Origin of the sequence: Cryobacterium sp. Y57, from assembly GCF_002929505.1 — a bacterium.
Taxonomy (GTDB): domain Bacteria; phylum Actinomycetota; class Actinomycetes; order Actinomycetales; family Microbacteriaceae; genus Cryobacterium.
The window spans coordinates 220,673-235,697 of record NZ_PJJL01000072.1 but is presented as its reverse complement, the minus strand read 5'-3'; the positions used below and the strand labels follow the sequence as shown (position 1 = coordinate 235,697).

At 62.5% G+C, this 15,025-nt stretch carries 13 protein-coding genes; 6 read left to right on the top strand and 7 right to left on the bottom strand.

All coding sequences use genetic code 11. From position 1 onward, the window contains the following. Nucleotides 1-15 precede the first annotated feature (15 nt). Nucleotides 16-1,029, top strand: coding sequence for an ABC transporter ATP-binding protein (locus tag CXY72_RS16740; RefSeq protein ID WP_104128903.1), 1,014 nt, complete (start codon nt 16-18; stop codon nt 1,027-1,029). A gap of 1 nt (nt 1,030) precedes the next feature. After that, nucleotides 1,031-2,773 carry an iron ABC transporter permease gene (locus CXY72_RS16735; RefSeq protein ID WP_104128799.1) on the top strand — a complete coding sequence of 581 codons (1,743 nt, stop codon included), beginning with the start codon at nt 1,031-1,033 and terminating at the stop codon, nt 2,771-2,773. Between the two features lie 150 nt (nt 2,774-2,923). On the opposite strand, the gene CXY72_RS16730 is transcribed toward CXY72_RS16735, so the two are convergent. Together CXY72_RS16730 and CXY72_RS16725 are read right to left on the bottom strand one after the other, a co-directional pair. Beyond that, entirely contained in the window at nt 2,924-3,217 is a 294-nt protein-coding gene (locus CXY72_RS16730; RefSeq protein ID WP_104128798.1) for a putative quinol monooxygenase, read from the bottom strand. Nucleotides 3,218-3,260: 43 nt separating this feature from the next. Beyond that, nucleotides 3,261-3,617, bottom strand: a complete 357-nt coding sequence (locus tag CXY72_RS16725; protein WP_104128797.1) for a DsrE family protein — start codon at nt 3,615-3,617, stop codon at nt 3,261-3,263. Nucleotides 3,618-3,688: 71 nt separating this feature from the next. Between CXY72_RS16725 and CXY72_RS16720 the strand changes: the two genes are divergently transcribed. Next, nucleotides 3,689-4,279, top strand: coding sequence for a TetR/AcrR family transcriptional regulator (locus CXY72_RS16720; RefSeq protein WP_104128796.1), 591 nt, complete (start codon nt 3,689-3,691; stop codon nt 4,277-4,279). 170 nt (nt 4,280-4,449) lie between these two features. Further along, the gene (locus tag CXY72_RS16715; protein ID WP_104128795.1) at nt 4,450-4,896 is read left to right on the top strand and encodes an OsmC family peroxiredoxin; all 447 of its coding nucleotides are present in this window, start codon (nt 4,450-4,452) and stop codon (nt 4,894-4,896) included. Nucleotides 4,897-5,335: 439 nt separating this feature from the next. Here CXY72_RS16715 and CXY72_RS16710 read toward each other — a convergent pair whose 3' ends face one another. Then, nucleotides 5,336-6,937: a GMC family oxidoreductase gene (locus CXY72_RS16710; protein ID WP_104128794.1), complete on the bottom strand. Its 1,602-nt coding sequence runs from the start codon at nt 6,935-6,937 to the stop codon at nt 5,336-5,338. A 179-nt stretch (nt 6,938-7,116) separates the two neighbouring features. Here CXY72_RS16710 and CXY72_RS16705 point away from each other — a divergent pair, with 179 nt between their 5' ends. After that, nucleotides 7,117-7,686, top strand: coding sequence for a TetR family transcriptional regulator (locus tag CXY72_RS16705; protein ID WP_158252614.1), 570 nt, complete (start codon nt 7,117-7,119; stop codon nt 7,684-7,686). A gap of 287 nt (nt 7,687-7,973) precedes the next feature. Here CXY72_RS16705 and CXY72_RS16700 read toward each other — a convergent pair whose 3' ends face one another. Beyond that, nucleotides 7,974-8,945: a bile acid:sodium symporter family protein gene (locus tag CXY72_RS16700; RefSeq protein ID WP_104128792.1), complete on the bottom strand. Its 972-nt coding sequence runs from the start codon at nt 8,943-8,945 to the stop codon at nt 7,974-7,976. Between the two features lie 152 nt (nt 8,946-9,097). On the opposite strand from CXY72_RS16700, the gene CXY72_RS16695 reads away from it, so the two are divergent. Beyond that, nucleotides 9,098-10,420 (top strand): MATE family efflux transporter, encoded by a 1,323-nt coding sequence (locus CXY72_RS16695; protein ID WP_104128791.1) that lies wholly within the window; start codon nt 9,098-9,100, stop codon nt 10,418-10,420. 56 nt (nt 10,421-10,476) lie between these two features. On the opposite strand, the gene CXY72_RS16690 is transcribed toward CXY72_RS16695, so the two are convergent. The 3 genes from CXY72_RS16690 to CXY72_RS16680 form a co-directional block, all read right to left on the bottom strand. Continuing rightward, entirely contained in the window at nt 10,477-11,928 is a 1,452-nt protein-coding gene (locus CXY72_RS16690; protein ID WP_104128790.1) for an amino acid permease, read from the bottom strand. Nucleotides 11,929-12,179: 251 nt separating this feature from the next. Next, entirely contained in the window at nt 12,180-13,412 is a 1,233-nt protein-coding gene (locus CXY72_RS16685; RefSeq protein WP_104128789.1) for an ABC transporter ATP-binding protein, read from the bottom strand. Continuing rightward, on the bottom strand, nt 13,412-14,992 hold the full coding sequence (locus CXY72_RS16680; RefSeq protein WP_199184073.1) for an iron ABC transporter permease: 1,581 nt from the start codon (nt 14,990-14,992) through the stop codon (nt 13,412-13,414). Before CXY72_RS16680 ends, CXY72_RS16685 begins: the two co-directional genes overlap by 1 nt. Nucleotides 14,993-15,025 lie beyond the last annotated feature (33 nt).

The following is a 15,025-nucleotide window of genomic DNA, read 5'->3' as shown; positions in this document are numbered from 1 at the left end:
CCGGTGGGAGTTCACATGATTAGATTCGACCATATCGAAGTACGTTTCGGCGAACATACCGCCATTCCCGAACTCAATTTGGAGGTGAAGCAGGGTGAGTTCTTCACCCTGCTCGGGCCGTCCGGATGCGGAAAAACCACAGCACTGCGCACACTCGCTGGCTTCATCGAACCGACTAAGGGCGAGATCTATATCGACGGCCAGGCCGCGACGAAACGGCCGAGTGAGAAGCGCAGCGTGGGAATGGTGTTCCAAAACTATGCCCTGTTCCCGAGCATGAGCGTATGGGAGAACATCGCCTTCGGTCTGAAGGTGCGTAAAACAAAGAAAATGCAGACGGGTGCCCTCGTCGCGGAAATAGCTGGGCAGGTGGAGCTCACTTCGGAGCAGCTCGGCAAGAACGTGTCCGAGCTCTCCGGCGGCCAGCAGCAGCGCGTGGCTATCGCACGCGCGCTCGTGCTCAAGCCGCGCATCCTGCTGCTCGACGAACCCCTCTCCAACCTCGATGCCAAGTTGCGGGTGCAGCTGCGCGCACAGCTCAAGAACCTGCAGCGCGAGCTCGGCATCACGACGGTCTATGTGACCCACGACCAGGAGGAAGCCCTGACGATGAGTGATCGCATAGCCGTCTTCAATCATGGCGTGGTGGAACAGGTGGGAACTCCGGAGGAGATCTACAACCACTCGAGCACAGAATTTGTGTGCACGTTCGTGGGCGCTATCAACAAGTTGTCGGATGAGTTGGTGCAGCGGCTGCAGCGTGGCGGCGGCACCGCTCTGCACCCAAACAAGGCGTCGTACCTGAGGCTCGAGAAGGTGTCGTTGCAGCCTCCTGCAAACGCGGGCGGCAGCATCCGTCTTGAGGGAATCGTCGCTGAACGCTCGTACCACGGCGCACACAGCACGTACACGATCGACTGTTCCGGCAGCATGATTCGCGCGCTCGTACCCGAGAGCGGCGCGGCGCCGCTCACGCCCGGGTCGCGAGCCGAGCTGCACATTGCCCCCTCGTCGATCCTGCAGTATTAGCATGCGTACCTCCTCTTGGCGCTCTATGCTGCGTTCGCCACTCGTGCTGGTCGTGGCCCTGGTGACGGTGTGGTTCATTGCCACGTTCCTGATCTTTCCCAGTGCCACCCTTCTGATCGGCACGTTCTTCCCCGACGGCCAGCTCAGCTTTCGCGCGTTCGAGAAACTGACCAGCTCAGAGCGAGCCATGAACAGCCTGTGGCACAGCTTTCTACTGGCCGGCACGCTCGCCGTGACGGTGAACGTGGTGGGTATTTTCATCGTGCTTGTCACCGATTATTTTGCCATTCGGGGTGCGCGGATACTGTGGCTCGGCTACGCGACGACCCTCATCTACGGCGGCATCGTGCTCGCCGCCGGGTACAACTTCATCTACGGACGTTACGGGTTCGTCACGAACGCGGTGGGCAACTGGTTTCCCGACATTGACCGTGACTGGTTTTCGGGATACTTCGCCGTCGTAGTCGTAATGACCCTCGCCACGACCACCAATCACATGCTTTTTCTCGGTTCGTCACTCGCCAAGATCGACTACCAGACGATCGAGGCGGCCCGGAATATGGGGGCGGGAACCGTGCGCATTCTGTGGCGGATCGTGCTGCCGGCCCTGCGCCCGATGATTTTCGCGGTGACAGTGCTCACGTTCCTCACTGGACTTGGTGCGCTGACCGCCCCGATCGTGCTGGGTGGGACCGACTTTCAGACGATTGCCCCGATGATTCTGACGTTCTCGAAGAGCAGCAGCTCGCAGGATCTGGCCGCGCTGCTCGCCATCATCCTGGGCCTGGCCACGATCGTGCTGCTGGCCATGATGAACCGGGCCGAGAAGTCCGGGGTGTATTTTTCTGTGGCCAAGGTGGCCACGCCGCTTCAGAAGCAGAAGATTCCCAATCGGGTCACCAACGGCGTCGTGCACGTGCTTGCCTATGCCCTGTTCGTGGTCTACGCGACGCCGGTACTGCTCATCGTGCTGTTCTCATTTGTCGACTCGACCGCCATCCTGCGCGGGATGATCACCTGGGATGCGTTGACCTTCGAGAATTACGCAACCGTTTTCGGTACCCCGTCGGTGCTGCGCCCGTTTGTAGTGAGCGTCATCTACAGCGCGCTGGCTTCGGCGATCGTGGTGGTCGGCATGTTGTTCGTCGCAAGGGTGTTACAGAAATATCGCAATCCGGTGACGGGATTGCTCGAATACCTGCTCCATATCCCGTGGATCCTACCCACGATCCTGATCGCGCTTGCGCTGGTCATGACGTTTGACCGGCCACAAGCGCTTGTCGGTGGCCAGGTCCTCACAGGAACCACCAGCCTCCTCTTGGTGGCTTACATCGTTGTGAAAATCCCGTTCACCCTACGGCTATTGAAAGCGGCATTCGCGTCGGTGCCGGAATCGCTGGAAGACGCCGCACGCATTCTCGGAGCGGGATCAATGTTCACCCTGCGCAAGGTGCTCTTTCCCCTTGTCATCCCGACCGCAGCGGCGATCACGGCGCTCAACTTCAACAGCCTGCTCGATGACTACGATGCGGCCGTGTTCTTGTACCACCCGCTATTCCAACCACTGGGAATCGCTATCAAGGCCAGCACCGAGGGCGAAAACAACCTCGACTCGATGTCGATCACCTTCGTGTACACCGTGCTCCTCATGATCATTATGAGCCTGGCTATGTACCTCGTCTACGGGCGCAGCGGAGCAGCGTCCCGACGCGCCCGCCGTCGCAAGCCGCGACTGATTCCATAGGAATATGCTTCCAGGTGATTCCTCTGACCGAATCGGCACTGGCTTCAGCCGCTGCTTTCGCGTCGACCGCACAACCCGGCGTTGTAACGAAACATACGGCGCGCACCCGAGAACGGGAACATGATCTCGGGTGCGTGCTGTCGTGCGCAGTCAGATGTCGCTGGCAGTCTCAAACATTGAAACCTGGGGCGTGCTGGCTAGCAATGAGCCCAGTTCGGTCGCACCCGCACCCGCCCGCCACTCACGATAGGCCGCGTCAGCGTCGGCCGACGCCCACCGCTCCAGCAAGATCATGTGGGCGGGATCGTCACAATCCAGCAACACGTCAACACCCAGACACCCCTCAAACGCTCGGGTCCCGGTAATGATGTCTCGCAGCATGGCCGGCGCACCGAGAACGGCTTCCGGTTTCAATCGAAGGTCAAGAAGAACTGTCAGGGCCATGAAAACTCCAATTCAAGCGGGGGAACGGGGGTGGACGTGGTGCTTAGAAGTTGAGGATCTGGTAGCCCTCTACGACGAGAGAACGAATACTTGCTTCGCCTTTATACTCCGCAAGTAGCGGCCACCCGCCGGACTCGACAGCGTCGGTAACCCCGTGGGATGCGACGCAGAATGCGCAGGCGCCCCGGATGTTGTCGTGCAGGGCGACGGCGAGAGGGTTCATCTTGTGCTTAGGGTCTGAGATGGCGGCGAGGGATTCAACACCCGATCCGTCGAAAACGACGACAACGTCATCGCCAGCATCCTTGAATTCGAGGGCGGTTTTGAGACCGCGATAGACGCGTGAGGTGTCGGAGCCGATGGGCTCATAAATGACGACGGCGATTTTAGATTCAGACATGAATAGTTACCTCCTAGTTAGACCGATCTGGCCACCATTAACTATACCGATCAGTCTGGTAATATCAAGGTATGCACTCGTCGACCATCACCCCGATAGTGAGCGCCAAGGAGCGCCTACTCGCGTCCGCGGGCCGCCTGTTCCACGAACACGGCATCAATGCAACGGGGATCGACCTGGTCGTGCGTAACGCGGGCGTCGCCAAAGCCAGCCTCTATAACAACTTCGCCAACAAAGAAGCTCTTGTCGTGGCCTACCTGGAGCAGCAACTAGACGGCTGGAGCAGAGACGCGCACGCATTGGACAATCCGCTCTCGCCACGCCGGGAGCGGATCGCCGCCCTATTCGAGGCCCTCGCCCGCTCAGTCGAATTGAACACGTTCCACGGCTGCCCATTCACCAACGCCGTGATTGAACTGCCGGAATGCGCGGCGGTACGCACCGTCGCGCAAGACTACCGCGCCGTCGTTCGCACGCATCTGGCCAACCTCCTCGGTGCAGACGCTGCCTCCACAGCAGTATCTCGCCTGGTCTTGCTCTACGACGCGGCCATCACCGCAGCGAAAGTCGGCCGCGACGCTGCTCTCGTTCGCGAAGCAAGCGCCATGGCACGAGAACTCGTCGATGCGGAGAAACCTGAGGATACGCAACACAGCCGATAGAGACGGTCTCTGCGGGGCCGCTTGCGAATTCGTTGAACATCCGACGCTCAGGTCTGTGACGGGTGGTGTTTGGTCACGATCGTTCGTAAGACATTCTGGAGCAGGATCAGTAGGTCGCGAAAATACGGGGGTGGTTTTTGTAAGGCTGGCCGTGTACTCGTCTATGTAACCTGCTACCAGGTTGGCGATGCGTTACTGGTACGAGAACTGGATACGTCCGGGTCTCCACCCGCGACCAGCACCCCGAAGCCCGAAGCCCGAAGGGAAGAGGCCCCACCCGGCTACGTACGTCAGGCGCGGCTGAACTTCCGGTAAATTGGAAAGCTCGTTCCGCCGGAAGCGACAGCGTTACCACTCCGGAGGAACTTCTGGCAGCTGCTCACGCGTCTTGCTTCGCCATGGCCCTGTCTCACAGCTTGGAAGATGCGGGCTATACCCCCGATACTCTCGAGGTGACGGTAACCGTCAGCTTCCAGCCAGGGGATGGAGTGCTCGGCAGCGATATCCTGCTGCGCGCCTCGGTCCCTGAATTATTGCCGGAAACGTTCGCCACTGTCGCTGAGGACGCTAAGGCGAATTGCCCGATCTCCCAGGCGTTCCGTGTTCCCATCTCCTAAGAGACAACGCTTCTTTAAACGCCCGGGGGGCGTTTCTCCTAATGCTTGTGACCAGATGATTATCGCTCGGCCGACAACGCCGCCCGATAAGCCGGGCCGAGCTTGTCGTAGCGGTGGCTATGCCGCGCCACTTGTTGATCACCTCTAAACACCGCGCAAGGACGTTGCGACGCTAGGCCTCGTTGTTGAGGGCCGGCGGACGGTCGCCAAAACGGCCCGTCGTTTACGTCCGCTCGCTCCGCGATCACGACGATGACACAGACCTGCCGTGCAACAAGCAGCGGCAAAGTCGGCCAGTTATTGGAGATGGTTTCCGATAACTGGCCGATACCATCTTTGGCATGCAACCGCAGAGCTGCCAGAGTCACCTCCAGCAGGCGGAAAAAACCGGTCGAGTTACGCCGTTACCTCGGTGTGGTGAAGCGTCTCGGGGAGTTGTTCACGAGTTGTCTTCGAGGATAAGTTGTGCCGCATGCCAGGCGAGAGCCTGAGTGGGGGCATTATTATTGCCCGATGGCATGTGCGGAAAGACAGACGCGTCCACGACTCGGAGTCCTTCCACCCCGCGAACACGAAGCCGTGCGTCGACGACGTCGTCGTCATTGGGGCCCATCGCGCACGTGCCCAGCGTGTGGTAGCCAGTTCCGCCACGGTTGAGTGCGTTTTCGAGTATCTGCTCATCCGTTGTGAAATTAGTGCCCGGGAGGGTTTCCGCACGAACGAGTCGACTGATCGGGCTCTGGGCCATGATTTCGCGTCCTTTCCGCGCTCCGAGAACGACTAGGTGGCGGTCGTGTTCGGTGGTGAGGAAATTCGCGACAACCGTCGGTTTGTTCGACGGCAAGTTGCCGGTGATATGGATGGATCCGGTGCTCGTTGGGCGCAGCGGATACGTCAGGAACATCATTCCCGGATTTTTGTCGACCTTTACTTTGCCTGACGTTAACGATGCCGCTGCCGTAGAAATGGGTGTGAAGAATCCCTGCGTGTCCGGCCGGTCGGATTTCGGATCCGACTTGTAATACATGAGCACGTTGTAGCCGCCAAATGACATGACGCCGTCCCGTTGCATCAGGTACTTTGTGCCGGTGAGCATCTGCCGTGAGACGTTGGAGAGCTGTTTGTTGTATCCATCTGCGCCCTGCATCGAAAATTGGAAGCTGGTGCCGTGATGCTCGTGCAACCGTTCTCCGACGTTGGGGCTGTCCACGACGACTTGCACCCCGGCGGAACGTAACTGAGCTGGATCTCCGATGCCGGAGCGTTCAAGGAGCAGCGGAGTGTCGAGCGAACCGCCAGCCAAAAGCACCTCTTGACGGGCGGAGTAGTCGACCGTCACGCCCTTGCGCTCAACGCGCACGCCGGTGGCACGCTTCCCGTCGAAGAGAACATAGCCAACCTCCGAATGACTCAACACCGTCAAATTGGAGCGTTGCCGCACCGGATGCAGATACGCCTCCGCAGCGCTCACTCGCAAGCCGTTTGCAATGTTCGACGACACGTATCCGACTCGCTCATTGTCACTCCCATTCAGGTCGTCTTCCCGGTTCATACCCAACTTCCCCGCGGCATCGATGAAAGCCTCACTGACCTCCTCGGGAGGGGAAGCCACGGAAATCCCAACAGGACCACCGGTACCGCGAGTTTCCGACGCACCAAGATTATGGTCTTCAATGCTTTTATAGGCACCCACAAAGGTGTCCCATCCCCAGCCAGGATTTCCCGCAGCTTCGATCGAGTCGTAATCGGGCTTCCATCCGCGATTCCAGACCATACCGTTCACGCCAGTGGAACCGCCGATCATGCGGCCGCGCGACCACTGCTCTACGGAACCGGTTCCAAACGGTTCGGTGGCGAACTTCTTCGTGTATTTCGGGTCCGTCATCGTGAAATAGAACCCCTTCGGCACGAGAATCACCGGACTTCGATCGGAGCCCCCGGCTTCCAGTAACAAAACCTGATTCGCCGGGTTTTCGCTCAATCGATTGGCCAGGACACATCCTGCCGCTCCAGCACCGACAATAATGTAGTCAAAAATCATGCTGAGCTTCCTCTTCCTTGTGGATGATCAACGGACGCACCTGTTCGTGCGTCGAGGACACTCTATTTATTACACCAAGTGTCCTAATTCAAGTATTGCCAGAGAGTAGGGTCGAGTCAATGGCTTCTACCCCCGATACCGGAGAGAGTCGAGGGCGAGGACGCCCCCCGACAGTGTCAGTGGATGCCGTCGCAAAGATCGGTCTGGAACTGTTCTTAAAAAACGGCTTCGACGAGACAACGATGACCGATATCGCCAGTGCCGCTGGCATCGGACGCAAGACCTTGTTCAACTACTTTCCCAACAAAGCCGACATCGTCTGGAACCGTTTCAACCGGCAACTTGAAGACCTCATCCATGCGCTGGAGAATGCTCCAGCCGACATCGTCAGCACCGACGCGGTCGTAGCAGCGGTACTCTCCGGCTTGCATACCTATCCTGCTGCTCTGCCCATCATGCGCGCCGAAGTCATACTCATCCAGGCGGTTCCGGCGTTACAGAGTTATGCGTACATGCAGGGTCGACCGTGGCGGGATGCGATCACGCGCTTCATCGCTGACCGAGAAGGACTCGACCCAGAGGACACTCTGCCGGAAGTTCTCGGCCACGGCTACTGGCACGCCATGTTCGTCGGTTTTCGCAAGTGGCTCCATTCCGAGCAATCGTCCCCCTTGCCGTATGTGGAGATTGCCCTCCGCGACTATTCCAGAGCCCTACAAGCCGCATTCGCACACGAAAAAACTCAATAAAGTGTTGCATCTCTCGGAGGCAGCCGACCCGCAGATCAGATTCTCAGCATCCGTTCTGTGCTAAAACGGATCAGGCGACAGAGAGTTGCCAACAGCTAGTAGTGGACAGCACGCTCATCCGAGTTCGCACACTCCCGCGCTGGCGTGCCATTCGCTGTATGACGCGTCGGCTTCGGCCGACGCCCACCTCTCCAGACGGGTCAGACTGCACCCGAAGAAGGTCTCCAGGCACAGAGTCCGGATTCAGTAGCACCGTTGCTTTCCTGACCCCAATGACCCCGGTCAAATCACGCTCGGGTGGTGACCGGCAAAGACTCGGAAACCTTATCGGAAGGTAGACCCTTGCGCGCCCAATAGCTGGCGAGCACCGAACCCGAGACATTGTGCCAGACCGAGAAAATCGCCGCTGGCAGCGCGGCCACCGGGTTGAAATGCGCCACGGCCAGGGCTGCGGCCAGGCCGGAGTTCTGCATGCCCACCTCAAAGCTGAGAGCTCGGCGACTAGCGACTGGAAGCCCGAACAGACGCCCGATGTAGTACCCCAGCGTCAGCCCGAGGGAGTTGTGCAAGATCACGGCGACGACCACAAGCACGCCAATCGATAACAACGTAGAGGCACTCGCGGCGATGACGGCTGCAACCACGACGGTGATGCCGGCCACCGACAGCAGCGGTAAAACATCGAGAAAGCGCTCCACCAGGCGCGGCACGATCATGCGCAGCAGGAGCCCGAGCACCACCGGAACCAGCACGATCTGCACAATCGACACAAACAAGGCGCCAGCATCGACGGGCAAGGACTCTCCCACGAGCGCCAACACCAAAAGCGGCGTCAGCACCGGCGCCAACAACGTCGAAACGGACGTCATCGCCACAGACAACGCGGTATCGCCCTTAGAGAGGTAAACCATCACGTTGGACGCTGTCCCTCCAGGCACCGAACCGACCAAGATCATGCCGGCCGTCAGCATCGGCGAAAGCCCCAACGCGACGGCAATCCCCAAGCCAAGCAACGGCATCACCAAAAACTGGACCGCAACACCGAGCAGAAGCGCCCACGGCCGCCTGGCAATAATCGCGAAGTCAACCGGGCGCAGCGTCATACCCATTCCCAGCATGATCACGGCCAATAACCACGGGATCGCCACGGTCAAGCCCGAAAATGCGTCGGGAACAGCAAGCGCCAACGCTCCCGCAGCCAAAACAATAACGGCAAACCAACGACCGACGAATGCGCTGACAATTTTGATGCGATACATGATGAAACCATACCCACAATGAACAGAAACCTCATGGCCGGCACCTTCGCTGCCAGTCTTAGGCGCAACGCAACGCTGAATAAGTCAGGCAGCAGCAGCAGCACGACTCAGAACTGACCGGCGGTCCGCCGTAGAGTCGAACCATCAACATTTTGCGGGCACAGCCCATCGACCGCGACATTCTGCGGCTCGCCGTGCCCGCGCTCGGCGCCCTCATGGCCGAACCGCTGTTTCTGCTGGCAGATTCGGCCATGGTCGGCCACCTCGGCACCACCCCGCTGGCCGGACTCGGCCTGGCCAGCGCGGTGCTGCAGACCATCATCGGCCTCATGGTGTTTCTCGCCTACAGCACCACCCCGGCCGTGGCCCGCTGGCTCGGCGCCGGCGACACGCGCAAAGCCGTCTCCGTCGGCATCGATGGGCTCTGGCTCGCCATCGGCCTCGGTGTCGTTCTCGCGGCCGGCGGCCTGCTCGCCGTCCCGGTACTCGTCGGCGCGTTCGGCGCCGAACCGGCCGTGACAGCGGATGCCGCCACCTACCTCAGTATCTCAATGTTCGGCCTGCCCGCCATGCTGCTGGTGTTCGCCGCCACCGGACTGCTGCGCGGACTGCAAGACACCCGCACCCCGCTCTACGTCGCCGGAATCGGCTTCGGTGCGAACATCGCGCTCAACTATGTCTTCATCTACCTGCTCGGCTGGGGCATTGCCGGGTCGGCCATCGGCACGGTCGTGGCGCAGTGGGGCATGGCCCTGGTCTACCTCGTGGTGGTTGCCACGCATGCCAGGCGCCAGAGCGCTCCGCTGCGCCCGCATCGCGCCGGGTTGCTCCTCGGCGCCCGCAGCGGCGGCTGGCTGTTTGTGCGCACGCTCAGCCTGCGCGCTGCCATGCTGCTCGCCGTGTTCGTGGCCGCCCAGCTCGGCTCTCCCGAGCTCGCGGCCTTTCAGATCGCCATGACCCTGTTCGCAACACTCGCTTTTGCCCTCGACGCTCTCGCGATCGCCGCCCAGGCTCTCGTCGGGCGCGGCCTCGGCGCCGGCGACATAGCTCACGTGCACGCCGTGCTGCGCCGCTGCCTGGAATGGGGCGTACTGGTCGGCCTCGTGCTCGCCGCGGTCGTGATCGGCACGAGCGGCGTGCTCGGGCACGCGTTCACGAACACTGACGCGGTGACCTCACTGCTGCCGCTGACGGTGATCGTGCTGGGGGCATCCGTCCCCCTCGGCGCGGTGGTGTTCGTCCTCGACGGCGTGCTCATCGGCGCCGGCGACGCTCGCTACCTGGCCCTGACCGGGCTGCTCAACTTCGCCGCCTTCGTGCCATTGGCCGTTGCCGTGTTGGTCTTTGCGCCGGCGGGACCAGTCGGTCTCGCACTGCTCATGGCGGCGTTCGCCCTCGGCTACCTCGGCGCCCGCGCCCTGACGCTGAGCTTGCGCGCCCGCAGTCTGGCCTGGATGATCGTCGGCGCGCGCTGACTTCACACCGCAGAAACAGGACCGGCCGCATACCGGCATCCGCTGCCCGAACGGCTCTAGTGCGGATCGACCGGATGCTCGATGTAGCGAGGGCTTTCCGGATTCATGACGGAGTTGTGGCGACCGTAGAAGAAGTAGATGACCAGGCCGATGACGAGCCAGATGCCGAAACGCAGCCAGGTCTCCCAGTGCAGCTGCATGATGAGAAAGGCAGAAGACAGCACCCCGAACACGGGCACCCAGGGCATGAAGGGCAGCTTGAAGGTGCGGGGAACATCGGGGCGGGTGCGTCGCAACACAATCACGGCGACGCACACCACGACGAAGGCGGCGAGAATTCCGATATTGGTGAGGTCGGCAATCAGCCGGATCGGGAAGACCCCGGCCAGTAGAGCCGCGGCAAGGCCGGCAATCCATGTGACACGAGCGGGAGTTCCCTTCCGGTCGGTGCCGGAGAACCACTTGGGAAGCAGGCCGTCGCGGCTCATCGAGAACCAGACCCGGCTGACGCCGAGGAGGAAGGTCAGCATGACGGTGAGGATCGAGATAACGGCGAAGGCCGAGAGCACGGTCGCGACGATCGGAAGCCCGACGGACTGGAATGCGACGGCGAAAGCGGCGGTCGGGTCGATATCCTGCCAATTCTGCATGCCGGTGAGCACGAGAGTGGCCAGCACGTAGAGCACCATGGCGATGGCGAGCGAGAGCAAAATCGCCTTCGGCATGTGCTTCTTGCCATCTTTGGCCTCTTCGGCGGCGGTGCTCATAGCGTCATAACCGAAGACGGCGAAGAAGACCGTGGCCGCGCCGGTGAAGACCGCGCCGAACCCATTCGGCACGAATGGAATGTAGTTCTGGGTGTTGATGTAAAAGAACCCCAGAACGATGATTGCGAGGATCAGTAACACCTTGAGCCCGACAGCGACGAGCTCAAAGCGGCCGAAGGTCTGCGTTCCGCGGCTGAGGATGAAGGTCACGAGCACGCAGACCACGATGGCGGGCAGGTTGATCAGGCCGCCGTCGAGGGTGTCGGGGGTGCCCTGCATCCAGGTCGGAACGTCGATGCCGATGCCGCTCATGAACTCGGTGAAGTACCCCGAGATGCCGATCGCGACGACGGCGACGATCGCGATGTACTCCAGCAGCAGGTCCCAGCCGATGAACCAGCCAACAATCTCACCGAGGGCGACATAGCCGTAGGTGTAGGCCGAGCCCGCGCGGGGGATCATCCCGGCGAACTCTGCGTAGCTGAGGGCGGCGGCCGCGCTCGCGAGTCCGGCGATGAGAAATGAGATGAGCACGGCCGGACCGGCGCCTTCGCCGTCGGGACCGCCGTTTGCAACGAGTCCCGCGAGAGTGAAAATGCCGATTCCGATGATGCCGCCGACGCCGATCGCGGTGAGCTGCCAGAGTCCGAGGCTTTTGAAGAGACCGTTCTTGGCGGTCTCGTCGCCGATGTCGGTAATGGGTTTGCGCCGCATGACCGAATTGGAATTCCGCTCGTTCATTTAGCCTCCATTGGCTTGGCTTCGACCGTTTTATGCGCGCTTGCGCCGAGTTTCGGGCGGGCTCCGTGCGCACGGCTCGGAGCTCTCACCAGTCCTAAGGGTGGCACATGCGTGAGCTAACGTCATGCAATTCGCGCAAAGAGTGGCTTTTCGGGCTGATTGCCGCACGGGTCAGCGGATGCGGCGGCGCGGCGCGGCGCGTGAGAGGCTTTCACCCCTACCGGCAGGAACCCGGGGCCGCGGCCAAATCACTAGCCCAGCGGGTAGGCGAGAGCATTCTGGCGCACCCCGAGGATGAGCCGGTCGCCGATGCGGGGCAGGTCGGGGGCCGCCACCCGGGCGCGCACGATGAGCCCTGCCGGGAGGGCGAAGCTCACCAGTGCGTCGTGGCCGGCGTAAGCGATGGCGGTGGTGACGGCATCCGTTTGTCGCTCGGTCGATGGCAGAGCCAGGGTCAGCCATTCCGGGCGGAGCAGCACGAGCACCGGCGTTCCGTCGGCGGGGGCGGATGCCGTGCCCATCCAATCCGCGGGGAGAGAGCCGAGGGCGCACTCCACCCGGTCGTCCCGCCACTGGCCGTCGAGTTCGACCGTGTCGCCGACGAATCCAGCGACCCAGGGGTCGACCGGGCGCTCGTAGACATCCGCCGGAGTGCCGAATTGCAAAATCTTCCCTCCGCGCATCACGGCCACGAAGTTGGCGAGGGAGAGCGCCTCTTCCTGGTCGTGCGTCACGATCAGGCTCGTGTTGTGCTGGCCACGCAGCAGGGCAGCGACCTCGGTGCGCAGGGCCGATCGCAGCAGCGGGTCGAGGGCTGCGAACGGTTCGTCGAGCAGTATGAGGTCGGGGCGAGGAGCGAGCGCTCGGGCCAGCGACACCCGCTGGGCCTGGCCGCCGGAGAGCTGCGAGGGGGCGCGATCCACGAGTTCGGTCAGGCCGACGAGGGTAGCGAGCTCAGCGATGCGAGCCGCGCGGCTGCTCTGGCGACCGCGGTCGGGGCTGATCGGGACTGCAGCGAGGGGGCTCGCGTGCGCCGCTGTACCGGCCAGTAGAGACGTCGGTCGGGCGCGGTTGGCGCGACCGCGCCGGGTGAGTCCGGCCAGCAGTCCGCCGACTCTGCCGGGAGTCTCGCCGGGTTCGCAGTAGAGATCGTCGTTCTGCTTCGTGCGCGGCAGACCAAAGCCGATATTTTCACCCACCGACAAGTGCGGAAACAGGGAGGCATCTTGCGGGACCCAGCCCATGCCGCGCTTCTCCGGAGCTCGCAGCACGCCGGGGCCGGTGACCAGGCGCCCCCCGACGGTGATCGTGCCGGAGGCGACCGGCAACAGACCCGCAACCGCGCGCAGGAGCGTGGTCTTGCCGCATCCGCTGGGACCGAGAACAGCCACGAGCGAGCCGCGCGGAATGTGCAGGCTGACGTCGTCAAGCACACGCGTGTCACCATAGGAGACGCTCAGCGCCTCGATCGTTACCCAGCCCATTAGTTCTCCCTTGCTGTGCCGCGAATACCAGAAAGCAGCACCGCGGGCACCATCGCCACGAGCACGAGCGCCGCCGCATAGGGCGCCGCAGCACCAAACTCGAACAGGGCCGTGCGACTCCACAACTCGGTCGCGAGCGTCGAAATGCCCGTCGGCCGCAGCAGTAGCGTCGCTGGCAATTCTTTCATGGCTGAGATGGCCACGAGCAGTGCGCCGATCGCGATGCCGGGCAGGGCGAGGCGTGCAGTCACCCGCCACCAGGCCTGAAACGGTGACAGGCCGAGCATGCGCGACACGTCGCCGAGGCTCGTCGGCACCGCAGCGATGCCGCTGCGCACGCTGCCGATGGCGCGCGGCATGAACAGAACGACATAGGCGAAAACGAGCACGAGCGAGGTTTGGTAGAACATCGGAACCGCCGCGAGCGCGAAGAACACGAGGGAAAGACCCACGACGATACCGGGCAGGGCATGGCCGAGAAAGCCGACGGCCTCGATTGCCGCGACGAGCCTTCCGCGGTACCGGGCGGCGAGCGCGGCGATCGGCAGTGCCACGAGCACCGCGATCACGGCAGCCGCCAGGGCCAGCCCGAGGGTCGCGCCGATCGCTTCGACCAAACGCGACACGTCGATTGCGCGCAGGGTTTCAGCCTCGAGCAGGCGACTGAGCAATCCGACCACCGGAACGACGACCCCAGCAATCGGCGCGACGAGGAGCAGTGCGATATAGCCGGGCCAGGTCCGGCCGGGCGTGCGCATGGGCATGGTACTGCGACCGGGAACACTGGAGACTTGGCGGCGGCTGCGACGCTCGCCGGCCACGACCACGAGGGCGAGCACGACGAGCACGAGGGCGAGCAGCGCGGCCTGGTTGCGGTCGAAACTCGCACCATACGCGGCGTTGATTCCCCAGGTGAGCGTCTGAAACCGTAGCATCGCGACGAGCCCGAAATCGCTGAGCGAGTAGAGGCATACCAGCAGCGCCCCGGCGATCGCGGCCGGGCGAATCTGCGGCCAAGTCGCGGCCGCGAACGCGCGAAACGGGCCACGACCGAGGGTGCGGGCCACCGATTCCAGATCTGCGGATGCCCCGCGCAGCGCCGCCGCGACCGGCAGCGTCACGTAGGGGGTGCAGACCACGGTCATGACGAACCAGCTGGCCCAAAACCCGTTGAGGTGGGGAAACCAGACCAGCCAGCCGTAAGCGGCCAGGTAGCTTGGAACCGCCAGCGGCAGCGCGGAGACCAGCAGCAACGTGCGCTGAAGCGGCAAGCGGATGCGCGTGAGAACCCACGCGCAGACCGTGCCGAGCAGGAGGCACGACAGGGTGACGGCCGAAGCGAGCAGTACCGTGTTGACCGTGAGCTGCAGCACGCGCTGGCGCATCAGGGTATCGAGCAATTCGGTGAGCCCTGCCTCGGTCGTGCGCGCCACGAGGTAGACCAGCGGTATAGCGGCAGTCGCCGCGCAGAGCGCGGCGAGCACCAGCAGCCAAGGCGGCGCGCCGAAACGATGCCGGCCAGGCGCGCGCGGCGGTAGCGGGGCATCCGTTTCGAGCGGTGGACTGAGAAGCTCGGTCACGAGAGACTCCCGGCGCAGGGTAGGACGCGGCCA